This is a genomic window from Microbacterium sp. Be9 (assembly GCF_011754135.1).
In the GTDB taxonomy this organism is placed as follows: domain Bacteria; phylum Actinomycetota; class Actinomycetes; order Actinomycetales; family Microbacteriaceae; genus Microbacterium; species Microbacterium maritypicum_A.
On the sequence record NZ_WNWT01000004.1, the window covers coordinates 522,262 to 546,326 of the forward strand.

The following is a 24,065-nucleotide window of genomic DNA, read 5'->3' on the forward strand; positions in this document are numbered from 1 at the left end:
TCACATCGACGAGTAGGCGACGATGCCGCGACGCACCCCGTCGAGCGCGGCACGAGCCGTACGCGCGAGAGCCGCATCCTCGGCCACGATCGACAGCTGGTCGAGCAGGTCGATCGTCTGCTTGGCCCAGCGCACGAAGTCCCCGGCCGCCATATCCGCATCGACCAGCACTCGGTCGAGCATCCCGCCCCGCGCCCAGGAGTGCATCGCGCCGGCCAGGCCTGCGGCCAGGGGCTCGCTTCCGGGGAGGTGATGGTCCTGCTCGAGGTCGTCGAGCTCGGCCCAGAGCGTGGTCGTCTTCTCATACGCCGCGCGGAAGGGCCCTCGCGGTAGACCCCTCTCCCCCGTGTTCGCCTCGTCGCGGCGGGGTTCGTACACCAGACAGCACGCCATGGCTGCAAGGGACGGAGCATCGAGGCCGGCCCAGAGGCCTTGACGCAAGGACTCCGCGACGAGCAGGTCACGTTCGCCGTAGATGCGACGCATGGTCCGTCCGGCCTCGGTCAGCGTGGTCTCCCCGTCCTCATCACGTAGATAATCGAGCGTCTCCAGGACCTCGACGACGCGGTCGAAGACCCGCGCGACGGTCCCGGTGCGTGTCTCGATCTGGCGACGGATGCGATCCGTCTGACGCTTCAACTTCCAGTAGCGCTCCGCCCAGCGTGCGTGCGCTTCGCGGTCGGGACAGCGATGGCACGGGTGACGCTGCATCTGCGTCCGCAGGGTCTGGATGCGCTTCATGCGCTTGTCGCGCGACGCGCGCGGGGCGTTCGAGTCCTGACGGTTCTTCTTCTCGAGGTCGCTCAGCTCGCGTCGGATCGCCGCGTACTCGGGGAAGTCGCCGTGTTCGCACGCCATTGCGCTCTGATAGCCGGCCAGCGATTCCTCGGCCTCACGCACCTGCCGCGCCAGCCCGACGACGGCACGGTCGGCCTGGAACTGGGCGAACGACGATTCCAGGATCTCACGGGCCCTGGGCTTGCCGAACAGGTCGATCAGGTTGACGGCCATGTTGTACGTCGGCCGGAAGCTGGAGTTCAACGGGTAGGTGCGGCGGGAGGCGAGTGCAGCGACCGCCTGTGGATCCATGCCCTCGGTCCACTGCACGACGGCGTGACCCTCGACATCGATCCCTCGGCGTCCTGCGCGCCCGGTGAGCTGGGTGTACTCCCCCGAGGTGATGGCCACCCGGGCCTCGCCGTTGAACTTCTCCATCTTCTCGAGCACAACGGTGCGTGCCGGCATGTTGATCCCGAGCGCGAGCGTCTCGGTGGCGAAGACGACCTTGACCAGCTTGCGCTGATAGAGCTCTTCGACGACCTCTTTGAAAGCAGGCAGCAGCCCCGCGTGATGCGACGCCACGCCGCGCTCCAGATTGTCGAGCCATTCCCAGTAGCCGAGGACGCCGAGGTCCTCCTCCTGGAGCGTACGCGTGCGCTCTTCGACGATGGCCCGGATCTCGGCACGTTCCTCATTCGAGGTGAGCCGGATCCCCGAGCGGCGCACCTGTTGCACCGCGGCATCACACCCCACGCGGCTGAAGATGAAGAAGATCGCCGGCAGCAGATTCGCCCGCTCCAGAAGCCGCACGACGTCGGGGCGGTCCATCCGCTCGATCCGGCGGGCATTGGCGGCACGCACCGGACGACGCCCTCCCCGCGGAGGCCGCTTCGCCTGACGGCCGGCATGACGGTCGCTGCGATAGGACTGCGCCTGGCGGTTGTTCTCGTAGGTCGTGCCCGTCGACGAGCGGATCCGCATCAACTCCTGGTTCACCTGCGCCGTGGCGAGACCAGCGCGGTCGTCGAACAGCGGCAGGAGGTCGTCGCGTACGAGCACGTGCTGCTCGAGCGGCACGGGACGGACCTCGGAGACGATCACCTCGGTGTCGCCGCGCACGGTGTCGAGCCAGTCGCCGAACTCCTCCGCGTTCGACACCGTGGCACTCAACGACACGAGGCGGACACGGGCGGGGAGGTGGATGATGACCTCCTCCCACACCGCGCCCCGGAACCGATCGGCGAGGTAGTGGACTTCGTCCATGATGACGTAGCGGAGGTCGCGGAGGGCCGAGGAATCGGCGTAGATCATGTTGCGAAGGACCTCGGTCGTCATCACGACGATCCGTGCGTTGCCGTTGATGTTCGTGTCGCCCGTAAGGAGTCCCACGTCGTCGGCACCATAGACGTCGACCAGTTCTCGGAACTTCTGGTTCGAGAGGGCCTTCATCGGCGTCGTGTAGAACGCCTTGTCACTCGGGGTCTGCATCGCGAGGTGGATAGCGAATTCGCCGACGATCGTCTTCCCGGCGCCCGTCGGCGCCGCGACCAACACGCTCCGGCCGCTCTCGAGCGCGTGACAGCCGGCGACCTGGAAGGGGTCGAGCTGGAACTTCTGCAGTGCGGCGAACGCCGTCGACTGCGGGTGCTCCACTGCTTCCTGCGCGCGGGCGTACCTCTCGGAAGGCGAACTCATGCCGGATCCGGCAGAAGCCCTGATGCCTCGTCGCGTTTGCGCTTTCGTCGGTCGAAGATCAGTGAGAGACCTGCGGCGGCGAAGAAGAGGACGATCAGGATGCCCGCGAGCATCAGCATGCTGACGACGTCAGCCGCCGGCGTCGCGAGCGCGGCGAACACCGTGGCGATGATGATCGCGACACGCCATCCCTTGAGGATCGCCCGTCCGGACATGACGCCTGCGAGGTTGAGTGCCACCAGGAACACGGGCAATACGAACGAGATGCCGATCACGATCATCAGTTTGAAGATGAAGTCGTAGTACTCCTGGGCGGAGTAGAGGTTCGTCGCCCCGGCGGGCGTGAAGCTCCACATCAGTTCGATGATGTGGGGCATGATCATCACGCCGAGGTAGCAGCCGGCGAAGAACAGCGGAACGGCGGCCACGACGAAACCGATCGTGTACCTGACCTCCTTGCGGGTGAGACCGGGCATGATGAACGCCCAGATCTGCCACAGCCATACCGGAGCCGACAGGAAGATGCCGATGGAGAAGGCGATGCGCATGCGCATGTCGAACGCGGCCGTGACCGTGCCGAAATTGAGTGCGCTGAAGTCGTCTCCGCGCTTCTCGGCGATGATCCGTACCGGCTCGGTGATGAAGTTGATGATCGGGTCGGCGATGAGGAACGCGACGACCATGCCGACCAGCAGCGCAAGCGCAGCGAACATCAGGCGCTTGCGCAGTTCGACGAGATGCGCGCCCAGCGACATCCGTCGATCCCGATCCGCCTTCGGCATCACGGTCGGTTCGATGGCTGCCACGGCCGGTCAGGCGCGGGGCGGGGTCTCAGGGTCGATGCCCGAGTCCTTCACCGTGGTCGGCTCGGCGGCTGCGGAATCGGTGCGAGCGGCGTCGTCGTCCTTCATCGCCTTCATCTCGCCCTTGAACACGCGCGCGGACTGTCCCATGCTCTTCGCGAGAGCCGGCAACTTGGCAGCACCGAACAGGAGGAGGATCACGGCGAGCACGATAAGCAGGTGCCAGCCTTGCATTCCAGCGAACATGTCAGGATTCCCGTCGTCGGTGAGCGTTCGCTCCAGTCTACAGATCAAACCTTTGCTTCGGGTTGGCGATACAGGGCGAGTCCCGAGGCAGCCCAGTCCCTCGCCGCTGCGCGGGCGACACCGGGTTCCAGGACTTCCATCGCTCCGCCGAAGCGCGCAGCCAGCCGCTTGATGCCCCGTGGGTCGGCGAGATGGAGGCGCGCTGTCACGGCTCCGTCGATCACCTCGGTCTCACCGGGGGGAAGGAATCCGTTCAGGAGCGGAGCCAACCGCGCGGCGACGCGAACCGTGACCTCGCGCTCATCGTCGAGTCCTGCGAATGCCTCGGGAACCTGATCGCCCGCATGGGTGATCGGGATGTCGGTCAGCGTCGGGGCGCTCACCCGATCGAGATGGAAGGTGCGCATCGCCTGTCGGAGGTGACACCACCCCTGCAGGTACCACTGTCCGTTGGTGATGAGGATCTGCATCGGATCGACCGTGCGCGTCGTCGGGGCTGCGTCGGGAGCCTGATAGGTGAAGGAGATCGCGACCCCCTCATGAAGCCCGCGGGCGACCGCCTCGCGAACCTCGTCGACGGCGCTCGGAGCGACGACTACATCGGCGGGCGCATCCGCGGCGCCTCGAGAGAGTTTGGAGATCAGGCCGGCGACGAGGCCCGAATCGGAGACGGCGGGCACCGCAGCCACCATCTGCAGACCCGCCAGGAGCGCGGCGGCCTCACGCGCGGTGAACCGTGGGACGCGACGCAGAGCGACGTCGTTGGTGATCTCGATGACGTCGTCCAGATCGAGCAGGTCCCAGTTGATGTCGAACATCTCCTGAGGTTGCTGCCAGTAGCCCGATTCCCCGGGCAGACCGATGACGGTGAGCTTCTCGACCATGCTCCGCATCTCCTGCGGAGTCACGCCGAACTCTGACGCCGCCTCCTGGAGAGAGACCTGCCCGTGCTCGAGGAGGTAGGGGACGAGGGTCAGATAGACCCGCACGCGATCAGCCGCGAGCAGGGGCTTCGCCTTCGCGCTCATTTCGCCTCCTCGACGTCGGTGTGGGCTCGCACGACGGCACGAAGGCGCGAGATCACCGCTTCCCGGAGCAGGGCGGGTTCGACCACTCTGACTTCCGGACCGTACGAGGCGAGTTCATCCGCGAGGATGTGCAGGTCGACGAAGGGGACGTTGATCCCCTGTGCGGCGGATGTGGCCCGTCGTCCCAGGCGCAGTGCGGCCTCCGTCCCTGGCGTGACCTCCAGGAGCGCGGAGTTCTCGGATGCGACGCGTTCCAACCCGGCGAGGGCGCGGTCCCCCGCCCCGTCACGCAGCGCGGGGTCGAAGCTCTGCGTGCTCACGCGCACGTCGCCGACGACCCGGCTGAGGAGGAAAGTGCGATCTTCTTCGACGTCGACGTCGATGCCGAAGACATGCCAGCGTGCCTCGTAGTCGACCAGCGCCAAGGGGCGGATACGCCGACGACGAGGCGTGTCCTCGCCGGGCTTCAGATACTCGAACGTCACCACCTTGCACCGCTCGATCGCATCCTGCAGCGGTGAGAAGGCGGCGTCTCGCGCGGTGATGCGCGGCGCGAACCCGATGATCGGTTCATCGCCGTCGATGCCGAGGGCTCGGATCTTGCGGACGCCGGACTGCGCGTCGCCCGAGACCGACTCCGCACTCCACACGCTGCCGGCGAGTTGCAGCACCGCCAGCTCGGCGGGCGAGAACTCGATGTCGCTGGGGAGATCGTATTCCGCCTGCGGAATGCGGTACCGCGCTTCGCGGAGATCGTTCGGGTCCGCGGCGTCCCCGATGGTCTCGATGGGCACGCCGAGCGAGCGCAGCTCGTCCTTGTCGCGCTCGAACATCTTCTCCAGGGCGTCCGAGCGGGTGCCCGCTTCGGCGCGTTGCCGATAGCCGGAGACGTTGTCGAGGATCTGCTGCTTGGTCAACCCGATCTCCGTGGCCATCAACGCCACGACGAGATTCGTCAGGCGCTCCTCCGCGGGGATCCGGGCGGCCATCACGGCGCAGGCGCCGTCACTGCGCCCAGGATGTCGACGACGATCGCGGTCGCGGGAGTGTTCTCGGCCGCGGGGAACACGACGAGGAGCTGAGAGCCGACAGTGGCGCCGACGAGTTGCTCTGCAGCAACGCTGACGCTGGCATCCTTGCCCCAGGAACTCGTCGTGACCTTCTTGTCGTCCCAGCCGACACCCATGACGTTCGAGACGACGATGTCGCCCTTCTTCACCTTCGGGCCGTCCCCCTTGATGAGCGTCTGGGTGGTGATCTCGGTGGGCGCCGGAACGTCGGGGATGATGATGCCGGGAGTTCCGTCAGGAGCGCGCACCACCGTCGGCATGCCGCGGGCGTCGTTGAACTGGAGCGCTCCCGTGGCCTTCGACGGCATGACGTCGAGCACATCGATCACGGCCACGATGCTCTCGCCCTTGTCGAGGCCGAACGCCTGGACGTTCTGCTCGCCGAAGTCCTCGGGGGTCAGGACGGCGAGGACGCGGCTGCCCTCGGTCGCGCACTCGAGCACGTCCGAGAGCCCCGCGGAACGCTGCGCCCAGTAGTCGATGCTGTGGACGCGGCTCTGGTCGCCGTTGAACTCCGACTGATAGAGCTTCTTGCCGCTGTCGCCGCCGTAGAAGGCGATGTCCAGCACCACGGGCTGGAAATCCGATCCCAGGGCGAGCCCGTCGCCGACGGTGACGTCGGCGAACGAGGTCTTGTCGCTCTTCACCGGCCCGAAGACGGTGACGTCCGGGACAGAGCCGAGGTCGCCACTCACGTCGGCGACGTTCAGGATCTTGTCGTTGCCCCCGCGATCGCAAGCGGCGACACCGTCGGATGCGGTCGCGGTGCATCCTGTGAGGGCGAGGACGGCAAGGCTGAGAGAGGCCAGAACGGCGGACGTTTTACGCACGCGCTCCAGTCTATTCCGTCGCGTACCCGGAATCGCGCGATGCGGCGGCCAGGCGCGCCCCCTCGGCGGCCTTCTCCGCTTCCCGCGCGCGCTTGCGCAGGTTCTTGTCGCTGATCTCGCGGTCGCCGACAGCGCCGGGGGTCCACGCCTCCACGTCTTCGTCGCCGTAGCTGCTCTTGGATGCCCGCCGCTTCACCGAGGGCGCGATGGCGCCCGGTGCGAGTCGCCGTGCGGTGAGGAGGAATCCCGTGTGCGCGACCATCCGGTGATCCGGCCGCACGGCGAGACCCTCGACGTGCCAGCCGCGGACCATCGTTTCGGAGGCATCGGGATCGGTGAAGAGCCCCGTGCCACGGATGTACTCGGCCACCCGGGAGAGCTGCGTCGCGGTCGCCACGTAGCAGAGCACGACCCCGCCAGGGGTGAGGGCCTCAGCGACGGCATCCATGCACTCCCACGGCGCCAGCATGTCGAGCACGACGCGGTCGACGGAGGCCGGAGCGGTCTCCGTCGGCAACGCCTCGACGAGATCGCCGACGACGACCCGCCAGGTGTCCGGGTGCTCGCCGAAGAACGTCTCGACGTTGCCGCGCGCCACATCGGCGAAATCTTCACGGCGCTCGAACGAGATGAGCCTTCCCGCCGGACCCACCGCACGCAGGAGCGAGAGCGAGAGCGCGCCGGAACCGACCCCGGCCTCTACGACCACCGACCCAGGGAAGATGTCTGCCTGCATCACGATCTGCGCCGCGTCCTTGGGGTATACGATCGCGGCGCCGCGGGGCATCGACATCGCGAAGTCGCGCAGCAGCGGACGCAACGCCAGGTAGTCGTGTCCCGAGCTGTTGGCGACGACGGAGCCGTCGGGCAGCCCGATCAGGTCGCGATGACGGAGCACGCCCTGGTGCGTGTGGAGCTCGCCGTCCTCGCGGAGCGTCACGGTGTGCAGACGGCCTTTCGGACCGGTCAGCTGCACGCGATCGCCGGCGCGGAACGGCCCGCTGGGCCGCGGAGCTCGGGAGTCGGTCATCGGGTCGCTCCTGTCGAGGCGGTGCTGCTGTCATAGAGATCGGTGAGGTCGGCGGCTCCCCGGCCGGCGAGCGTCGGCCACAGTTCGTGCGCCCCGAGGTGATCCAGCGGGACGATGTGCGGAACGGCGAGCGTCAGCGCTCCGGAGGCGAGGCCGGCACGGACACCGGTGGGCGAGTCCTCGATGACGATCACCTCGGCGATGTCGACATCGAGGAGGGCTGCGGCCTGTAGATACGGCTCGGGGTGCGGCTTGGGGTTGTCGACGTCATCCCCCGCGACGACGATGTCGAAGGCCTCGAAATCGATCAGATCCACGACGTTCAGAGCCATCCGACGCAGCGACATCGTCACGAGCCCGGTCGGGATGCCCGCCGCCCGGAGATCCCGGAGCAGTTCGCGCGCGCCGGGACGGAACGGGACGCCCTGCGTGCGGAGCGATTCCTGCACGACGTCGGTCAGGTGGGAGACGATCGCCTCGGCTTCCATGGCGACTCCGGCATTCTGAAGGATCACCGCGCTGTCGATCAATCCGCTGCCGACGAGCTGCAGAGCGTCTTCGTGGGTCCAGGATCCGCCGAAGGACTCGACCAGTGCTGTCTCGGCCGCCATCCAATACGGTTCGGTGTCGACGAGTGTTCCGTCCATGTCCCATAGGACCGCGCTGGGCTTTCTGCTCACTGAACCCATGCTAGCCGTGGTGCCGCCCGCTCCCCGCCTTCGCGGACTAGCCTGGAAGGATCACGACCGCGATCTCGAAGGGAGCCCTCGATGGATGTTCTCGGTCCGCGCATCGTCATCGCCGCCTTCGACGGCTGGAATGACGCGGGTGAAGCGGCGAGCAGTGCCATCGATGCGCTGCGCTCCTCGTCGGAATACGATCTCGTGCATTCCGTCGACCCCGAGCTGTACTTCGACTACCAGTACACGCGTCCGTCGACGCGGATGGATGCGGAAGGCCGTCGTCAGCTCACCTGGCCGGAAGCAGGTCTGTGGCGTCCTCGGAACCCCGGCCCGGGCCCGGAGTTCTGGCTTCTCACCGGAGCCGAGCCGGCGCGCACCTGGCAGGCGTTCGCCTCCGAGTTCATCGACATCGCTCTGCGCGACGACATCACCGGTCTCGTCACCCTCGGCGCCATGCTGTCCGACGTTCCGCACACACGGCCGATCTCGATCTTCGCCTCCAGCCAGAACGAGCAGGTGCGCGAGGCACATGGTCTGGAACGCTCGCTGTACGAGGGCCCCGTGGGCATCCTCACCGTCTTCGAGCACTTCGCGGAGAACGCCGGCATCCCCACCGCGAGCCTGTGGGCGAGCGTGCCGCACTACGTCGCTTCGGCGACACCCTCGCCGAAGGTCACGCTCGCCCTCCTCGACCGTCTCGAGGAGCTCACCGGAGTGGATGTGGATCGCACGGCGTTGCGCACGGAGGCCGCCGCCTGGGAGGCGTCGATCGATGCCGCCGCATCGGAGGACGAGGAAATGGCGGAGTACATCCGCCAGCTCGAGCGCACTCGTGACACGTGGGACTCCCCCGAGGCGTCGGGCGATGCGATCGCCCAGGCATTCGAGCGCTACCTGCGCCGCCGCGACGACGGTCCGGGCGACCGCAAGCGCTGAGCGCGGGTCAGGCGGCGATCACGCCGGTGCCGAGAAGGACCAGCAGGACGGTGCCGAGCAGGATGCGGTAGATGACGAACGGCAGGAAGCTGCGCTTCGAGATCCAGTTCATGAAGAACGCGATCACGCCCAGTGCCACCACGAAGGCGATTCCCGTCGCGGCGAGGGTATCGCCGAACGAGAAGAACGACGGCTCGTCCCAGCTCTTGAACACCTGGTAGAAGCCGCTGCCGAAGACGGCGGGGATCGCCAGCAGGAAGGCGTAGCGCGCTGCAGCCGCTCGCTCGTATCCGAGGAACAGGCCCATCGTGATCGTGCCGCCCGAGCGGGAGACCCCGGGGATCAGTGCCAGCGCCTGCGCGAAACCGAAGGCGATGCCGTGCGGGTAGGTGAGGTCATCGAGCTTTCGGCGCTTCGCTCCCACGTAGTCGGCGACGCCGAGCAGGATGCCGAACACGATCAGCATGACGGCGACGATCCACATCGATCGGAGCACGGTCTCGATCTGATCCTGGAAAAGGAGCCCGAGGACCACGATCGGGATGCTGCCGATGATGATCAACCAGCCCATCCTGGCGTCCGGATCGTTGCGCGGCGCCTTGCCGACGAGAGACCGGAACCACTGCGTGACGATGCGCACGATGTCGCGCCAGAAGAACACCACGACGGCGGCCTCGGTGCCGATCTGTGTGATCGCGGTGAACGCGGCCCCCGGGTCCTCACCCGAGGGGAGGAACGTTCCGAGGATGCGCAGGTGAGCGCTGGAGGAGATCGGAAGGAACTCGGTGAGTCCCTGGACGATGCCGAGGATCAGTGCTTCGAGCAGGTGCATGGAGAGCTTTCAGTTCAGGGAGGCACGGAGCGCGCGGCGCTCAGTACGTGCGCAGCAGATCGGTCAGAACCTGCTGGCCGAAGACAAGCGATTCTACGGGTACTCGCTCATCGACTCCGTGGAACATGCCTGTGAAGTCGAGGTCGGCAGGCAGCCTGAGCGGCGCGAAGCCGTAGCCGGTGATGCCCAGGTATGCCAGTGCCTTGTTGTCCGTGCCGGCACCGAGCAGATACGGGATGACCGGAACCCCCGGGTCGTGGCGGCCGATGCTGGCGACCATCGCCTCCACGAGCTCGCCCTCGAACGGCGTCTCCATCCCGATGTCGCGGACGACCGTCTCGATGACGATCTCGTCTCCGACGATCTGCTGCAGCTCGGCGAGGACGTCGTCCTCGGTCCCGGGGATCACCCGTACGTCGATCAGCGCCTCGGCGCGCTCCGGGATCACATTGTGCTTGTAGCCCGCTGCCAGCGCTGTCGGGTTCGTCGTCGTGCGGAACGAGGACCGCAGGAAGGCCTCGGCCGGTCCCGCGGCTGCGGCGAGGGCATCGGGGTCGTCGACGCTGCGCCCGGTCAGGTCGCTCAGGCCCTCCAGCAGGGCCCTGGTCGTCGACGTCAGACGGATCGGCCACCGGGTGCGCCCGATCGCCGCGACCGCTTCAGCGAGCTTCGTGACGGCGTTGTCGTCGTGCAGGCGGCTTCCGTGGCCCGCGCGGCCCTTCGCGACGAGCCGTATCCAGATCAGGGCCTTCTCCCCCACCTGCAGCAGATAGGCCCGTCGGTCATCGACGGTGATCGAGTAGCCGCCGACCTCGCTGATGGCGGCCGTCGCGCCCTCGAACCACTCCGGGCGGTTCTGCACGACGAGCGCTGACCCCTCGACACCGCCGTTCTCCTCGTCGGCGAAGAAGGCCAGCACGAGATCGCGTTCCGGTTGCTCGCCTGCGCGCAGGATCTCGGCCACCGACGTGAGGATCATGGCATTCATGTTCTTCATGTCGACGGCTCCACGGCCCCACAGCATTCCGTCCCGCACGAGGCCGGCGAACGGGTCGACGCTCCAGTCCTCCGCCATGGCGGGAACGACGTCGAGATGGCCGTGCACGACGAGCGCGGGCTTGTCCCTGTCACGCCCCGGCACCCTCGCCATCACGTTCGTGCGGCGCGGGATCGGCTCGTAGTACTCGACCGCGAGCCCGAGCCCCTCCAGGTAGGCACCGACATATTGCGCGGCCTCGCGCTCGCCCTTCGCGTTGCCCCCGCCGAAGTTGGAGGTGTCGAAGCGGATCAGGTCGCTCGCGATGCGGACGACCTCCGGAAGAGACGGATCGGTCATGGGTCCAGGCTATCGAAAGCGCGCGCCACGCCCGGGCGTGCGCCTCGGTTCGAGAGGCCGCTGGGGACGTGGTAATGTCATTCTTCGGTCGGCAACGATCATCCAACACCTGCGCGGGTGGCGGAATGGTAGACGCGCTACGTTGAGGTCGTAGTGCCCGTAAGGGCGTGGGGGTTCAAGTCCCCCTCCGCGCACAGGAAGAAGAAGGCCCCGGATCCCTGGATCCGGGGCCTTCTTTGTTGTCGTGTGGACGACCGACGTCGTGTGCGTCGACGACGCGGGGAACAGCTCACCGGAGAGCGGAGATACACGCCGCGCCTTGATCCGGAGCTACCGGGCTCCGCTCCATCGGGAGAACTCCGTCCGGTGATGCGGATGTACGAGCCCGCCTCCGTCGTCGTCGAGGGCCGCTATCCTGTTCCGGCGATCACGCGATCGCAGGAACAGGAGTCGCTGCCGGTCACGCCGCGCTGACTCCGAAGAGAAGGCCCAGCAGGTAGGTGATGGCGGCTGCGCCGAAGCCGATGGCGAGTTGGCGCAGGGCGCGGCGCAGGGGCGGGCCGCCCGAGAGCACGCCCACCATCGCGCCGGTGCTCAGGAGCGCGATGCCGACGAGCACGAGTGCGACGACGACGGCCGTCGTTCCCTCCAGGCCGAATATCCAGGGCAGCACCGGGATGATCGCCCCGGAGGCGAAGAGGAGGAAGCTCGAGATCGCGGCCGTCCAATCGCTGCCGACGATCTCGTGTGCGTCGCCGCCCTGGATGTCGACCGGACCGGTCGCGGCCCGGCGCGCCCCGGCCTGGGCTGCGCTCACGATGCGCCGGGCGCGCGCCAGCGATTCCTCCTGCTCCATGCCCCGTGCGCGGTAGACGAGCGCGAGCTCGTTCTCGTCGATGTCGAGATCGCCGGCCGACGCATGGGCGTCTTCGTTCGCCTCGGTGGCTGCGAGCAGCTCGCGCTGGGATCGTACGGAGACGAACTCCCCCGCCCCCATGGACAGCGCTCCGGCCAGGAGACCAGCGATGCCGCTGAAGAGCACGAAACCGGAGCTCACCCCTGTCGCGCCGATGCCGAGGACGAGCGCCAGGTTGCTCACGAGGCCGTCGTTCGCTCCGAAGACGGCTGCACGGAAGGATCCGGAGAGGCGCCTGCGGCCGCGTGCCGCGAGCCCGCGCACGACCTCGTAGTGAACCTTCTCGTCGGCCCGCATCGCGGGGGTGGCGTACTGCTCCGCATCGTAGGGGGAACGCGCCTCCGCGCTCTGGGCGAGAGCCAGGACGAAGATGGACCCGAAACGACCGGCCATCCAGCCGAGGAGTCGCGAACGCACTCCGGCGCGGGGAAGTCGCTTCGGCTCGCTGCCGAGAAGATCGAGCCAATGCTGCTCATGGCGGCGTTCGGCGTCAGCGAGACTCAGCAGGATGTCGCGCTCCTCCCCCTCTCGTCGTGCAGCGAGCTTCTGATAAACGGCGCCTTCGGCACGCTCCTCGACGAGATAGCGCGCCCAGCGCCGGCGGTCGGCTGGCGTCGGTTCGACTGCGGCGGGGGCTGTCATGGATCCTCCAGGAAAGACGGTGCCCGGTGCGCGGGCAACCGTTCAACGCTAGCTCTGAAGGCGCGCAGGAACCCTGCTCAGGCGCGGATTGACAGCATTTCGGGGATCCGAAGCACCGGCCGGACGTCATGCGGTCCTGTGGTCCTCAGGAACGCACGCGTTTGCGGAGAACCTCGATGCGCGACTGCAGCTGGGTCACCGTCGCCTGGGCGACGGCCGGACCTCCGCAGATCCGTCGGAGCTCGGCATGCACCGCGCCGTGGGGCTCGCCCTTCTGCCGGGCGTAGAGTCCGACGAGACTGTTCAGAAGCTGTCGCTGCTCTTTGAGCGTGCGATGCAGGGGCGGGGGCAGCGTCGTCGTCTCGGTCGGTGCGGTCGAGGCTTCTCGCGCTTCACGCAGACGCGATTGACGGGACTGACGCTGCATGAGCAGTTCGTGGACGTGTTCCGGTTCGAGGAGACCGGGGAATCCGATGAACTCCTCCTCTTCCGGTGTGCCGGGTTCTGCGAGCTGTCCGAACTCCTGACCTTCGAACACCACGCGATCGAAGTGCGCGACGGACGAGAGCGCCTGATAGCTGAACTCCTGCGTCAGCGCGTCCGAGGTCTCCTCCTCGCGATTCGCGCTCTCGAGCAGGGAGTCTTCCAGCCCGTCGTCCTCCTTCGACTGCCGGTCGAGTGCGTGGTCACGCTGCTTGTCCATCTCGTTCGCGAGCCCCATGAGCACGGGGACCTGCGGAAGGAACACGCTGGCGGCCTCACCGCGGCGTCGGGCCCGCACGAAACGACCGATGGCTTGGGCGAAGAACAGCGGAGTCGACGAGGAGGTCGCGTACACGCCCACCGCGAGGCGCGGCACGTCGACACCCTCCGACACCATGCGCACGGCCACCATCCACCGGGAGTCGTTCGCGCTGAACCTCTCGATGCGTTCCGATGCGGTCGCGTCGTCGGAGAGCACGACCGTGGCCTGCTGGCCCGTGATGCTGTGCAGGATCTTGGCGTACGCCCGGGCGACGGTCTGATCGGTCGCCAGCACGAGACCGCCGGCGTCGGGGACGTGGTGGCGGATCTCGGTGAGGCGGCGGTCTGCGGCCGACAGCACGGCCGGCATCCAGTCGCCCTCGGGGTCGAGCGCGGTGCGCCAGGCCTGCGAAGTCACGTCCTTCGTGTTGTCCTGGCCCAGGTGCGTCTCGAGTTCGTCGCCCGTCGTCGTGCGCCACCGCATCTTGCCCGCATACATGTGGAACAGGACAGGTCGGACGACGCCGTCGGCCAGCGCACGACCGTAGCCGTAGTTGTAGTCGGTGCGAGAGATGCGCGCGCCGGATTCGTCGGGGTGGTATTCGACGAACGGGATCGGTGCCGTGTCGCTGCGGAACGGGGTTCCGGAGAGCAGGAGACGCCGCTTGGCGGGACCGTACGCATCGCGGATGGCGTCGCCCCAGCTCAGCGCATCACCGCCGTGGTGGACCTCGTCGAGGATCACCAGCGTCTTCGCGTCTTCCGTGAGATGCCGGTGCACGGAGGACTTCGCCGCGACCTGCGCGTACGTCACGACAGCGCCGTGATAGTGGCGGGCGGGTGCCCAGTCGCTGTTGCGGAAGCGGGGGTCGAGGCGGATGTGCACGCGCGCGGCGGCATCGGCCCACTGCGTCTTGAGATGCTCGGTCGGAGCCACCACGATGATGCGGTTGACCTCGCCCATGCGCATGAGTTCGACCGCCAGGGTGAGAGCGAACGTGGTCTTCCCTGCACCGGGGGTGGCGGCCACGAGGAAGTCGCGCTGATCCGCGGCGAAGTACTGTTCGAGGGCCTCCTGCTGCCACGCGCGCAGCTTGTTCGCGGTGCCCCAAGGAGCACGCTGTGGAAAGGACGGAGAGAGCATCGACTCCACGATAATCGCTGCCGGGGACACCGGATCACTCGCCGCCGTTCCCGCGCGTGCCCCTCCCCCGGACGTGCGCCTGCAGTAGGCTCTGTCACTGCGCAGCGGTCACCTCCGCCGGGCAGAATGTTCGTGAAGGAGAGCGGGATGACCGACCAGGATTCGACTCGAACCCCCTACGTTCCGAACGAGACCGCGCATCCGTGGCGGCGTTTCGTCGCGATCGGCGATTCGTTCACGGAGGGCATCGGCGACCCGGATCCGGCACATCCCGGCAGCCACCGCGGCTGGGCCGACCGCGTCGCGGAGGTGCTCGCCTCGCAGGTGGACGATTTCGCCTACGCGAACCTCGCCGTCCGCGGAAAACTCATCGCACAGATCGTCGCCGACCAGATCGAGCCGGCCGTGGCGCTCCACCCTGATCTGGTGTCGATCTGTGCGGGCGGCAACGACGTGATCCGCCCCGGGACCGATCCGGACGCCATCGCGAGTCAGCTCGAAGACGCCGTGGCCCGACTGGCCTCGACGGGAGCGGCCGTGCTCCTCTTCACCGGGATCGACACCGCCTTCACGCCGGTGTTCCGGGCGTTCCGCGGCAAGGTCGCGATCTACAACGAGAACGTCCGTGCGATCGCCGAGCGTCATGACTGCATCGTCGCCGATCAGTGGGCGCTCAAGGTCGTGCAGGACATGCGGTTCTTCGACGACGACCGCCTGCACTACAACGCCCTCGGTCACCACGAGGTGGCACGGATGGCGCTGCGCGCGCTGAACGTGCCGAACGACCTCGAGGCCATGCAGCCCGAGCCGTTCCCTCTGCGGACGTGGCGAGAGGCGCGCGCCGAGGACCTCGGCTGGGCACGCGAGCACCTGGTGCCATGGGTGCTCCGGAGGTTGCGGCACCAGTCATCCGGAGACAACCTCGCGGCGAAGCGTCCGGAGCCCTCGCCGGTGTTCCGATTCGAGCAGACCCCTCCGGAGAGGGACTGAGAGGTCAGGCTTTCATCGACCAGAGCGCGACCGCGGCGGCGGATGCCACGTTGAGCGAGTCGACCCCGCCGGACATCGGGATGGTGACGATGGTGTCTGCACCCTCCATCGCCTCGCGCGAGAGGCCGTCGCCCTCCGAGCCCATGACGAGCGCGACGCGTTCCGGACGATCGGCGGCGTAGGTGTCGAGCGTCACCGCGTCGTCACGCAGCGCGAGGGCCGCGATGTCGAAGCCCGCGGCGTGAAGGTCTGCGATGGCGGAATCCCAGTCGGGGATACGCGTCCACGGCACCTGGAACACGGTCCCCATGCTCACGCGGACACTGCGACGGTACAGCGGGTCGGCGCCCCCTGGCGACACCAGCACCGCGTCGGCCCCCAGCCCGGCAGCCGCACGGAAGGCCGCTCCGACGTTGGTGTGGTCGCCGATGTTCTCGAGGATGAGCACGAGGGTCGCGCCCTGGATCACGTCGTGAACCGACGGCAGCTCGGGGCGGTGCATCGACGCGATCGTCCCCCTGTGCACCGCGAAGCCGGTCACCGTCTCGGCGATCTCATCCGGTACCACGTACACGGGCACATCGAGATCGCCGACGATCCTCCGGATGTCCTCCACCCGGCGCTCCTGGACCAGCACGGAACGCGGACGATGTCCAGCCGCCACCGCGCGGGCGATCACCTTCGTCGATTCCGCGATGTAGAGACCACCCGACGGCTCAGACAGGGCACGAAGCGCGGTGTCGGTGAGTCCGCGGTAGTCGTCGAGACGCGGGTCGTCGGCATCGGTCACAGGCAGTAGTTCCACGATGTCCACTCTGCCATCGTCCGTGGGCAGGCCTCGCACGGCGTCGGCGCGCGCTGACGCCCCGTCGGCGGGCGCCGTGTCCGTCCCCGCACCGTAGACTCGCTCGAGGAGGTCCCGTGAGCGTGTCGAATCCCGCCGAGCTGTCGGCCACCATCGCCCACGCCGCCGAGTTGCTGCGCGAGAAGCGCATCGCACTTCTCACCGGCGCCGGTATCTCGACCGATTCCGGTATCCCCGCCTATCGCGGTGAAGGCGCCAGGACCCGCAGCGATCCCATGACGATCCAGACATTCTTGGGCGATGAGGCCGCGCGGCGTCGGTACTGGGTCGGGAGCCATCTCGGTTGGCGCGCGTTCGCCCGAGCTGAGCCGAACCCGGGACATATCGCGCTGGCGCAACTCGAAACCGGGGGCACCGTATCCGGAGTCATCACGCAGAACGTCGACGGTCTGCATCTGCGAGCCGGGAGCTCGCACGTGATCGAGGTGCACGGGACGATGCGCCGCGTGCTCTGCCTCAAGTGCGGCCAGGTGTTCGACCGCCGCGATGTCGCCGTGCAGATCGAGGAGCTCAACCCCTGGATCACGGTGCCGGAGAACATCGCGCTCGCTCCCGACGGCGACGTCCTGCCTGAGAGCACGGAGGGGTTCATCGTCCCGGTGTGCACGGTGTGCGCAGGGACGCTCAAGCCGGATGTGGTCTTCTTCGGCGAATACGTTCCCCAGGACCGCTTCCGTGCCGCCGAGTCGCTGCTGCGCTCCAGCACCGCACTGATCGTCGCGGGTTCCTCGCTGGTCGTCAACTCCGGCGTGCGTCTCGTCGAGCGCGCCCGTCGCCGCAACATCCCCTTGATCATCGTCAACCGTGAGCCGACGCGCGCGGATGCCTGGGCGCACCTCACCATCGCCGCCGGCACCAGCGACGTGCTCCCCGCACTCCAGGAACTCCTCTCGTGACCCACCTCACCCTCGTCCGCCACGGTCAGACCGACTGGAACCTCGCCAAGCGCATCCAAGGCTCCACCGACATCCCGCTGAACGAGACGGGGCGCGACGACGCGCGGTGGGCGGCGGAGAGGCTCGCTGCCGGTACGCATCATGCCGTCTACACCAGCCCCCTGCTGAGAGCGAGGGAGACGGCGGAGATCATCGCGGATCGGCTGGGGCTGGAGATCACCGGAGTCGTCCCCGACATCCGTGAGCGCGAGTTCGGCGAGGGCGAAGGCATGCTCGTGCCGGACTACATCAGGACCTACGGGGATTGGCATGCGGAGGTTCCCGGGGCCGAGTCCCTGCACGAGGTCGGCGAACGGGCCATCGCGGCGCTGCACGAGATCGCCCGAGACGCACGCCGGCGGTCCGCTCCTCGCGCGGAGTCGGTCATCGTGGTCGCCCATGGCGGAGTGATCCGGGCCGTGATCGACCACGTCTCCGGCGGAACCCTCCCCCGGGACGGCCAGGTCCTTCAGAACGGCTCGGCGCATCGGTTCGTGGCAGCTCCCGGATACCTTCGGCTGCTCGAGGAATCTCCGGTCCTCTGATCAGCTGCTGCTCTGATCAGCCGAGGCGGCGATCAGCCGGCACGAGAGACGACGGAGCGCGCGTGCCGGAGCACTGGTTCGTCGATCATCCGTCCCTCGAACCGGAATACACCGCGCTCTGCCGCTGCGGCGAGGAGGACCGCACGCGCCCATGCCACGGTCGTCTCGTCCGGTCGGTAGGCGGCCCGGATCGCCGCCACCTGGTTGGGATGGATGCACGCCGTCGCGCGAAAGCCCGACGCGGCAGCATCGCGCGCCTCGCGAACGAGGCCCTCGGCGTCGTCGAGAGCGATGTGCACGGCATCGATGGCGGCTTTGCCTCGGGCCCCAGCCTCGAGGAGGATGCGCGCGCGGGCATAGCGGGCGATGTCGCGATAGCCCCCATCGGCATTCCGGGACGACGTGCCACCGAGGGAGGCCACGAGATCCTCGGCCCCCCACATCATCGCTGTGACCCGTGGGTGCGCGGCGATGCGGTCTGCGGCGTGCACGCCACGGGCGGTCTCGCACAGAGCGATCAGCGAGTAACGGTCGTCGAACGCTGAGAGGCTCTCCGCGCTCTCCGTCTTCGCCACCATCACGGTGCGGAAGTCCGTCTTCGCCAGCATCGCGAGGTCGGCGGCGAAGGCGTCGCTGTCCGCGGCATTCACGCGCACGATCACGCGGCCGGGGTCGAGATCGGCGTCGACGACATTCCTGCGCGCGGCGTCCTTCGCATCCGGGAGCACCGCATCCTCGAGGTCGAGGATGATCGCATCGGCGCGCTCGGCGGCCTTCTGGAAACGCTCGGGTCGATCGGCGGGGCAGAACAGCAGAGCAGGGCCGAGGTCGAAGCTCATGCGGCGGGACCCTCCGGAAGGCAGTGCACCAACACCGAGCGCACGGCAGTGGCGACCACCGTTCCGTCCTGATTGCGTCCGGTGTGTGCGATCTTCACGATTCCCTGCCCCGGTCGGGACGAGGAGAGCCGTTTCTCCACGACGACGCTCTCGGTGTAGAGCGTGTCGCCGGCGAACAGCGGATGCGGGAAAGCCACTTCGCCGAAACCGAGCTGCGCGACGAGAGTTCCCTGGGTCAGCTGCGCGACCGATGATCCCACCATCGTCGACAGCGTCCACATCGAGTTCATCAGCCGCGCGTGGAACGGATCCTGGGCCTCGGCGAAGGCCGCGTCGAGATGCAGCGCCTGCGTATTCATCGTGAGCGTCGTGAAGAGAACGTTGTCGGCCTCGGTCGCCGTGCGCCCAGGGCGATGCAGGTAGCGGCCGTCGACCGCGAACTCCTCGTAGTACAGCCCCCGCTGCAGGATGTCGTGCGTGGTCATACCGTCACGCTACCCGGCGAGTCCGAGTCCGCGTGCGATGACGAGGAGCTGCACCTCGGTGGTGCCCTCGCCGATCTCGAGGATCTTGGAGTCACGGTAATGACGGCCGACGGGGAACTCGTTCATGAACCCGTTTCCCCCGAAGATCTGCGTCGCATCCCTGGCGTTGTCCATCGCGGCCTCTCCGCCGACGAGTTTCGCGATGGCCGCCGCTTCGGCGAACGGCTTGCCGGCATCCCGCAACCGCGCGGCGTGATGCCAGGCGAGCCGAGCGGTGTGAACCCGCGCGCGCATCCGTGCCAGCGTGAACTGGGCATTCTGGCGCGTGCTCAACGCAGCGCCGAAGATCGTGCGGCTCTTCGCGTAGTCCACCGCCGCCTCCAGGCAGCCCTCCGCCGCCCCCGTCGAGAGAGCTGCGATCGCGATGCGGCCTTCGTCGAGGATGCTCAGGAAGCTGCGGAAGCCGCTCCCCCGTGTGCCGAGCAGGTTCGAGGCGGGCACCCGCGCCCCGTCGAAAGTCAGCGGATGCGTGTCGGATGCGTTCCAGCCCACCTTGTCGTAGGGGGCCTCGACCGTGAATCCCGGGGTGCCGTTGGGCACGATGATCGTCGAGATCTCCTTGCGACCGTCCTCGTTCCCGGTCACCGCGGTGACCGTGACGAAGCGCGTGATCGGGGTACCGGAGTTGGTGATGAACTGCTTGGAGCCGTCGATCACCCACTCGTCGCCGTCGAGTCGGGCCGTGGTCCTGGTCGCGCCGGCGTCGCTGCCCGCCTCCGGCTCGGTGAGGCCGAAGCCTGCCAGCGCCCGTCCGGCGAGCAGATCGGGCAGCAGCTCCTGGCGCTGCTCCTCGGTACCGAAGCGGAAGATCGGCATGGCGCCGAGGCTGACCCCTGCTTCGAGCGTGATCGCGATGGACTGATCCACGCGGCCGAGCGCCTCGATCGCGATGCCGAGCGCCATGTAGTCGCCGCCCTGTCCCCCGTACTCCTCGGGAAACGGCAGGCCGAACAGGCCGAGATCGCCCATCTGCGCCACGACGTCCATCGAGAGCGTATGGGTGCGGTCGGCCTCATAGGCCTGCGGCGCGACGACCGTGTCTGCGAACTCCCGCACCATGGCGGCGAGCTCGCGCTCCTCCTCGGTCAGATCTTCCATGTTCAGCTCTCCTCCGTCGTCACACGGGCGACCGGTTGGTCGCGCCGCACCTGATCGCCCACCGCGACCAGCAGGTGCACCACACCGTCGTGCGGTGCGAGCACCGGGTGCTCCATCTTCATCGCCTCGATCGAGACGAGAGGGTCGCCGGCGGAGACCCTCTCCCCGTCCGCGGCGTGAACCGCCACGACGCTGCCCGGCATCGGGGCCCGTCCCTCCGGTTCGGTCGCCCCGGATCCCGCCTCGCGCGCCGACAGCCGACGCCGCATCCGCTGCCTTCTGTCGAGGGGACGCAGGCGGACCGTGTGTCCGTTCTCGGCCACCCAGACCGCGCCGTCGCTGTCGACAGCGGCACGCACGGAGCTTCGAGATCGTGGGGACGGGGCCTCGTGGAGCTCGACCTCTTCGTCGTCATCCGTGAGCGCGACGAACGGGACAACCACCGTGTTCTCCGCCCCCAGGCGCCATCCCGGCAGCTCTCGCCACAGCGGGCTGGTCCGCACCGGCGCGCGGAGCTCAGAGAAGGCACCCTTCGCGGCTGCGAGCTGCGCGGTCGACGGCGTCTGCGCGTCGAGGGGAAGCAGGGTCTCGATGAGTCCCGTGTCGAGATCCCCCGCGATCACGCGCGCGTCCCGGCAGAGAGTTCGCAGGAACGCGATGTTCGTCTCGACGCCCAGCACGACCGTGCGTGCGAGCGCCTCGTCGAGGCGCGCGAGTGCCGTGGCACGGTCGTCCGCGAAGGCGATCACCTTCGCGATCATCGGATCGTAGAAACCGGTCACCTCGCTTCCGGTCTCGATCGCCGCGTCGACGCGCACACCGACGGGCGGTTCGAACAACAGCACCTTCCCGGTGGAGGGGAGGAAGCCGCGCTCGGGCGATTCCGCATACACGCGCGCCTCCACAGCGTGACCGCGCAGACGCGGCGAGACATCCAGCGGAAGCCCATCGGCCGCGCGGAGTTGAAGGGCGACGAGATCGAGTCCGGTGACCTCCTCGGTGACCGGATGCTCCACCTGGAGGCGGGTGTTCATCTCGATGAAGAACACCTCGTCCGGCGCATCGGCGTCGATGAGGAACTCGACCGTGCCGGCCCCGATGTATTCGACGCTCTCAGCCGCCAGCACGGCGGCTGCGAGCAGTCGCTCCCGGGTGTGCGGGGGGATGCCTGCCGACGGCGCCTCCTCGACGACCTTCTGGTGCCGTCGCTGCAGCGTGCACTCCCGCTCCCCGAGCGCGATGACCGTACCGTGCGCGTCTCCGAAGACCTGCACCTCGATGTGCCGCGGACGTCTGATCAGGCGTTCGAGGATGAGCGCATCATCGCCGAACGCCGCGGCCGCCACGCGCCGGGCCGAGGCGAGCGCAGAGCGCAGCCCCGTCGAGTCGGCGACGACCTCCATGCCCTTGCCGCCTCCGCCGGCGCTGGGCTTGACCAGCAGAGGGTATCCGACGTTCTCCGCCTCTTCGGCGATCTCGACGTCGGACAGGCCTTTGGCGTCGAAACCGGGGACGACCGGAACGCCGAAACGCAGGACGTGCTCGCGAGCGCGTGCCTTGTCGCCCATGATCTGCAGGGCCTCCACCGACGGGCCGATGAAGACGATGCCGCTCTCGGCGCAGGCCTCGGCGAGTCCGACGCTCTCGGAGAGGAATCCGTAGCCGGGGTGGATGGCTTGCGCGCCGCTGCGCCGAGCCGCCGCGATGACGGCATCGATGTCGAGGTACGACTCCGCAGCCGGTGCCGGGCCGATTCTCACGGCGACATCGGCCTCTCGCACGTGGGGTGCCGCGACGTCGGCGTCGCTGTAGACGGCGACGCTGCGGATCCCGAGCGTGCGCAGGGTGCGGATCACCCGTCGGGCGATCTCCCCGCGGTTGGCGACGAGAACGGTGTGGAAGGAGACGGTGTTCGACGACGACGTCGTGGTCATGGACAAGACACTCACATCCGGAAGACGCCGAAGCGCGGTTCGGGCAGCGGGCTGCGGGAGATGACGTCGAGGGAGAGCCCCAGGAGGTCGCGGGTCTGTGCTGGGTCGACGATCCCGTCGTCCCAGAGTCGGGCTGTGGCGTAATAGGGCTCGCCCTGGTGTTCGTACTGCTCCCGGATCGGAGCCTCGAACGCCGCACGGTCCTCGCCGCTCCAGGCAGCGCCGCGCGCGGTCAGCTGGTCCTCTTTGACCGTGGCGAGCACCGACGCCGCCTGCGCGCCGCCCATCACGGAGATGCGGCTCGCAGGCCACGTCCACAGGAAGCGGGGCGAGTAGGCACGGCCGCACATGGAGTAGTTGCCGGCCCCGAAAGAACCGCCGATGATGACCGTGAGCTTCGGCACCCGTGTGCTTGCGACCGCAGTGACCATCTTCGCACCGCCCTTCGCGATGCCTCCGGCCTCGGCGTCGGAGCCGACCATGAACCCGGTGATGTTCTGCAGGAACAACAACGGGATCCCGCGCTGATCGCACAGCTCGATGAAGTGGGCGCCCTTGAGCGCGGACTCGCTGAACAGCACGCCGTTGTTCGCGACGATGCCGATGGGATGACCGTGGAGTCGGGCGAAACCGGTGACCAGGGTCGTGCCGTACTCGGGCTTGAACTCGAGGAATGTGTCGCCGTCGACGAGGCGTGAAATGACCTCGTGCACGTCGTACGCGGCGTTCACGTCGACGGGAACCGCGTCGTAGAGGCTGGAGGACTCGGACGGCGGTCGGCTGGGCGCCACGTCCCAGGCCGGAGCTGCGGGTGCGGGGAGCGTGGCGACGATATCGCGCAGGATCTCGAGGGCGTGCTCGTCGTCTTCCGCGAGATGGTCGACCACACCGCTGCGTCGTGCGTGCAGTTCTCCCCCGCCCAGTTCCTCTGCGGTCACGATCTCGCCGATCGCGGCCTTCACCAGGGGCGGCCCCCCGAGGAAGATCGTTCCCTGGCCGCGGACGATCACGGTCTCGTCGCTCATGGCGGGGACATAGGCGCCACCCGCCGTGCAGGAACCGAGAACTGCGGCGAGCTGAGGGATCCCTTCGGCGGACATACGCGCCTGGTTGAAGAAGATCCGGCCGAAATGCTCCCGATCCGGGAAGACCTCGTCCTGCTTCGGGAGGAAGGCGCCTCCCGAGTCGACCAGGTACAGACAAGGCAGGCGATTCTCGAGGGCGATCTCCTGCGCACGCAGATGCTTCTTGACCGTGAGGGGGTAGTACGTGCCGCCCTTCACCGTCGCGTCGTTGCAGACCACCATGACGTGGCGACCGTGGACGAGTCCGATCCCGGCGATCACCCCGGCACCGGGCGCCTCTCCCCCGTACAGGCCGTCGGCCGCGAGGGGGGCGACTTCCAGGAACGGGCTGCCTTCATCGAGCACCCGAGCGACGCGGTCCCGCGGGAGCAGTTTGCCGCGCGCGACGTGGCGTTCGCGGGACGCCTCCGGTCCGCCGCGAGCCGCGGTCGCGAGGCGGTCTCGCAGGTCTTGCGCGAGAGACTCCTGGGTTGCCGGCATCGTGATGTCCTCCTCGACCCACGTCCGCGAGGGC

General features: G+C 68.0%; 22 protein-coding genes and 1 tRNA gene. 5 read left to right on the forward strand and 18 right to left on the reverse strand.

What is annotated here, in order from left to right; all coding sequences use genetic code 11:
* The 8 genes from GLO27_RS06715 to GLO27_RS06750 are packed head-to-tail and all read right to left on the reverse strand — an operon-like array spanning position 1 to position 8,162.
* Positions 1–2,475 carry a DEAD/DEAH box helicase gene (locus GLO27_RS06715; RefSeq protein WP_167254124.1) on the reverse strand — a complete coding sequence of 825 codons (2,475 nt, stop codon included), beginning with the start codon at positions 2,473–2,475 and terminating at the stop codon, positions 1–3.
* On the reverse strand, positions 2,472–3,230 hold the full coding sequence (tatC, locus tag GLO27_RS06720) for a twin-arginine translocase subunit TatC (protein WP_029259222.1): 759 nt from the start codon (positions 3,228–3,230) through the stop codon (positions 2,472–2,474). Before tatC ends, GLO27_RS06715 begins: the two co-directional genes overlap by 4 nt.
* Before the next feature lie 57 nt (positions 3,231–3,287).
* The gene (gene tatA / locus GLO27_RS06725; RefSeq protein ID WP_021200561.1) at positions 3,288–3,524 is read right to left on the reverse strand and encodes a Sec-independent protein translocase subunit TatA; all 237 of its coding nucleotides are present in this window, start codon (positions 3,522–3,524) and stop codon (positions 3,288–3,290) included.
* 44 nt (positions 3,525–3,568) lie between these two features.
* Positions 3,569–4,552: a WYL domain-containing protein gene (locus tag GLO27_RS06730; RefSeq protein WP_167254126.1), complete on the reverse strand. Its 984-nt coding sequence runs from the start codon at positions 4,550–4,552 to the stop codon at positions 3,569–3,571.
* Positions 4,549–5,541 (reverse strand): WYL domain-containing protein, encoded by a 993-nt coding sequence (locus tag GLO27_RS06735; protein WP_136024886.1) that lies wholly within the window; start codon positions 5,539–5,541, stop codon positions 4,549–4,551. Before GLO27_RS06735 ends, GLO27_RS06730 begins: the two co-directional genes overlap by 4 nt.
* Positions 5,541–6,452, reverse strand: a complete 912-nt coding sequence (locus tag GLO27_RS06740; RefSeq protein WP_021200558.1) for a hypothetical protein — start codon at positions 6,450–6,452, stop codon at positions 5,541–5,543. The genes GLO27_RS06735 and GLO27_RS06740 overlap by 1 nt, the downstream gene beginning before the upstream one ends.
* 10 nt (positions 6,453–6,462) lie before the next feature.
* Positions 6,463–7,482 (reverse strand): tRNA (adenine-N1)-methyltransferase, encoded by a 1,020-nt coding sequence (locus GLO27_RS06745; RefSeq protein ID WP_021200557.1) that lies wholly within the window; start codon positions 7,480–7,482, stop codon positions 6,463–6,465.
* A complete protein-coding gene (locus GLO27_RS06750; protein WP_268741826.1) occupies positions 7,479–8,162 on the reverse strand; it encodes an HAD family phosphatase in 684 nt (227 codons plus the stop codon). Before GLO27_RS06750 ends, GLO27_RS06745 begins: the two co-directional genes overlap by 4 nt.
* A 90-nt stretch (positions 8,163–8,252) precedes the next feature.
* Here GLO27_RS06750 and GLO27_RS06755 point away from each other — a divergent pair, with 90 nt between their 5' ends.
* On the forward strand, positions 8,253–9,101 hold the full coding sequence (locus GLO27_RS06755; protein ID WP_167254128.1) for a PAC2 family protein: 849 nt from the start codon (positions 8,253–8,255) through the stop codon (positions 9,099–9,101).
* A gap of 7 nt (positions 9,102–9,108) precedes the next feature.
* On the opposite strand, the gene GLO27_RS06760 is transcribed toward GLO27_RS06755, so the two are convergent.
* Together GLO27_RS06760 and GLO27_RS06765 are read right to left on the reverse strand one after the other, a co-directional pair.
* Positions 9,109–9,933, reverse strand: a complete 825-nt coding sequence (locus GLO27_RS06760; RefSeq protein ID WP_021200554.1) for an undecaprenyl-diphosphate phosphatase — start codon at positions 9,931–9,933, stop codon at positions 9,109–9,111.
* A 40-nt stretch (positions 9,934–9,973) separates the two neighbouring features.
* The gene (locus GLO27_RS06765) at positions 9,974–11,269 is read right to left on the reverse strand and encodes a M20/M25/M40 family metallo-hydrolase (protein WP_029259215.1); all 1,296 of its coding nucleotides are present in this window, start codon (positions 11,267–11,269) and stop codon (positions 9,974–9,976) included.
* Positions 11,270–11,380: 111 nt separating this feature from the next.
* On the opposite strand from GLO27_RS06765, the gene GLO27_RS06770 reads away from it, so the two are divergent.
* Positions 11,381–11,463, forward strand: a tRNA-Leu gene (locus tag GLO27_RS06770).
* 266 nt (positions 11,464–11,729) lie between these two features.
* On the opposite strand, the gene GLO27_RS06780 is transcribed toward GLO27_RS06770, so the two are convergent.
* Positions 11,730–12,827 carry a VIT1/CCC1 family protein gene (locus GLO27_RS06780; protein WP_021200551.1) on the reverse strand — a complete coding sequence of 366 codons (1,098 nt, stop codon included), beginning with the start codon at positions 12,825–12,827 and terminating at the stop codon, positions 11,730–11,732.
* Between the two features lie 145 nt (positions 12,828–12,972).
* Positions 12,973–14,715, reverse strand: a complete 1,743-nt coding sequence (locus tag GLO27_RS06785; protein ID WP_167254130.1) for a DEAD/DEAH box helicase — start codon at positions 14,713–14,715, stop codon at positions 12,973–12,975.
* 147 nt (positions 14,716–14,862) lie between these two features.
* Here GLO27_RS06785 and GLO27_RS06790 point away from each other — a divergent pair, with 147 nt between their 5' ends.
* The gene (locus GLO27_RS06790; protein WP_021200549.1) at positions 14,863–15,705 is read left to right on the forward strand and encodes an SGNH/GDSL hydrolase family protein; all 843 of its coding nucleotides are present in this window, start codon (positions 14,863–14,865) and stop codon (positions 15,703–15,705) included.
* 4 nt (positions 15,706–15,709) lie between these two features.
* Here GLO27_RS06790 and GLO27_RS06795 read toward each other — a convergent pair whose 3' ends face one another.
* Positions 15,710–16,510 (reverse strand): RNA methyltransferase, encoded by an 801-nt coding sequence (locus tag GLO27_RS06795; protein ID WP_029259212.1) that lies wholly within the window; start codon positions 16,508–16,510, stop codon positions 15,710–15,712.
* Between the two features lie 116 nt (positions 16,511–16,626).
* Here GLO27_RS06795 and GLO27_RS06800 point away from each other — a divergent pair, with 116 nt between their 5' ends.
* Both GLO27_RS06800 and GLO27_RS06805 read left to right on the forward strand, forming a co-directional pair.
* Complete coding sequence (locus GLO27_RS06800) at positions 16,627–17,466, forward strand: Sir2 family NAD-dependent protein deacetylase (protein WP_021200547.1); 840 nt, start codon at positions 16,627–16,629, stop codon at positions 17,464–17,466.
* The gene (locus GLO27_RS06805; RefSeq protein WP_021200546.1) at positions 17,463–18,050 is read left to right on the forward strand and encodes a histidine phosphatase family protein; all 588 of its coding nucleotides are present in this window, start codon (positions 17,463–17,465) and stop codon (positions 18,048–18,050) included. Before GLO27_RS06800 ends, GLO27_RS06805 begins: the two co-directional genes overlap by 4 nt.
* 32 nt (positions 18,051–18,082) lie before the next feature.
* On the opposite strand, the gene GLO27_RS06810 is transcribed toward GLO27_RS06805, so the two are convergent.
* The 5 genes from GLO27_RS06810 to GLO27_RS06830 are packed head-to-tail and all read right to left on the reverse strand — an operon-like array spanning position 18,083 to position 24,031.
* Positions 18,083–18,889: a CoA ester lyase gene (locus tag GLO27_RS06810; protein ID WP_167254132.1), complete on the reverse strand. Its 807-nt coding sequence runs from the start codon at positions 18,887–18,889 to the stop codon at positions 18,083–18,085.
* Positions 18,886–19,374 (reverse strand): MaoC family dehydratase, encoded by a 489-nt coding sequence (locus tag GLO27_RS06815; RefSeq protein ID WP_136024880.1) that lies wholly within the window; start codon positions 19,372–19,374, stop codon positions 18,886–18,888. The genes GLO27_RS06810 and GLO27_RS06815 overlap by 4 nt, the downstream gene beginning before the upstream one ends.
* A gap of 9 nt (positions 19,375–19,383) precedes the next feature.
* A complete protein-coding gene (locus GLO27_RS06820) occupies positions 19,384–20,532 on the reverse strand; it encodes an acyl-CoA dehydrogenase family protein (protein ID WP_136024879.1) in 1,149 nt (382 codons plus the stop codon).
* A 2-nt stretch (positions 20,533–20,534) separates the two neighbouring features.
* Positions 20,535–22,466, reverse strand: a complete 1,932-nt coding sequence (locus GLO27_RS06825) for a biotin carboxylase N-terminal domain-containing protein (RefSeq protein WP_167254134.1) — start codon at positions 22,464–22,466, stop codon at positions 20,535–20,537.
* A gap of 11 nt (positions 22,467–22,477) precedes the next feature.
* Complete coding sequence (locus GLO27_RS06830) at positions 22,478–24,031, reverse strand: carboxyl transferase domain-containing protein (RefSeq protein ID WP_167254152.1); 1,554 nt, start codon at positions 24,029–24,031, stop codon at positions 22,478–22,480.
* Between the last annotated feature and the right edge of the window lie 34 nt (positions 24,032–24,065).

Excerpts from the sequence above, each read along its gene's own strand:
- GLO27_RS06715 (WP_167254124.1), bottom strand. The coding sequence starts at position 2,475 with ATGAGTTCGCCTTCCGAGAGGTACGCCCGCGCGCAGGAAGCAGTGGAG.
- tatC (WP_029259222.1), bottom strand. The coding sequence starts at position 3,230 with ATGTCGCTGGGCGCGCATCTCGTCGAACTGCGCAAGCGCCTGATGTTC.
- tatA (WP_021200561.1), bottom strand. The coding sequence starts at position 3,524 with ATGTTCGCTGGAATGCAAGGCTGGCACCTGCTTATCGTGCTCGCCGTG.
- GLO27_RS06730 (WP_167254126.1), bottom strand. The coding sequence starts at position 4,552 with ATGAGCGCGAAGGCGAAGCCCCTGCTCGCGGCTGATCGCGTGCGGGTC.
- GLO27_RS06735 (WP_136024886.1), bottom strand. The coding sequence starts at position 5,541 with ATGGCCGCCCGGATCCCCGCGGAGGAGCGCCTGACGAATCTCGTCGTG.
- GLO27_RS06745 (WP_021200557.1), bottom strand. The coding sequence starts at position 7,482 with ATGACCGACTCCCGAGCTCCGCGGCCCAGCGGGCCGTTCCGCGCCGGC.
- GLO27_RS06755 (WP_167254128.1), top strand. The coding sequence starts at position 8,253 with ATGGATGTTCTCGGTCCGCGCATCGTCATCGCCGCCTTCGACGGCTGG.
- GLO27_RS06760 (WP_021200554.1), bottom strand. The coding sequence starts at position 9,933 with ATGCACCTGCTCGAAGCACTGATCCTCGGCATCGTCCAGGGACTCACC.
- GLO27_RS06765 (WP_029259215.1), bottom strand. The coding sequence starts at position 11,269 with ATGACCGATCCGTCTCTTCCGGAGGTCGTCCGCATCGCGAGCGACCTG.
- GLO27_RS06780 (WP_021200551.1), bottom strand. The coding sequence starts at position 12,827 with ATGACAGCCCCCGCCGCAGTCGAACCGACGCCAGCCGACCGCCGGCGC.
- GLO27_RS06785 (WP_167254130.1), bottom strand. The coding sequence starts at position 14,715 with ATGCTCTCTCCGTCCTTTCCACAGCGTGCTCCTTGGGGCACCGCGAAC.
- GLO27_RS06790 (WP_021200549.1), top strand. The coding sequence starts at position 14,863 with ATGACCGACCAGGATTCGACTCGAACCCCCTACGTTCCGAACGAGACC.
- GLO27_RS06810 (WP_167254132.1), bottom strand. The coding sequence starts at position 18,889 with ATGAGCTTCGACCTCGGCCCTGCTCTGCTGTTCTGCCCCGCCGATCGA.
- GLO27_RS06815 (WP_136024880.1), bottom strand. The coding sequence starts at position 19,374 with ATGACCACGCACGACATCCTGCAGCGGGGGCTGTACTACGAGGAGTTC.
- GLO27_RS06820 (WP_136024879.1), bottom strand. The coding sequence starts at position 20,532 with ATGGAAGATCTGACCGAGGAGGAGCGCGAGCTCGCCGCCATGGTGCGG.
- GLO27_RS06825 (WP_167254134.1), bottom strand. The coding sequence starts at position 22,466 with ATGACCACGACGTCGTCGTCGAACACCGTCTCCTTCCACACCGTTCTC.
- GLO27_RS06830 (WP_167254152.1), bottom strand. The coding sequence starts at position 24,031 with ATGCCGGCAACCCAGGAGTCTCTCGCGCAAGACCTGCGAGACCGCCTC.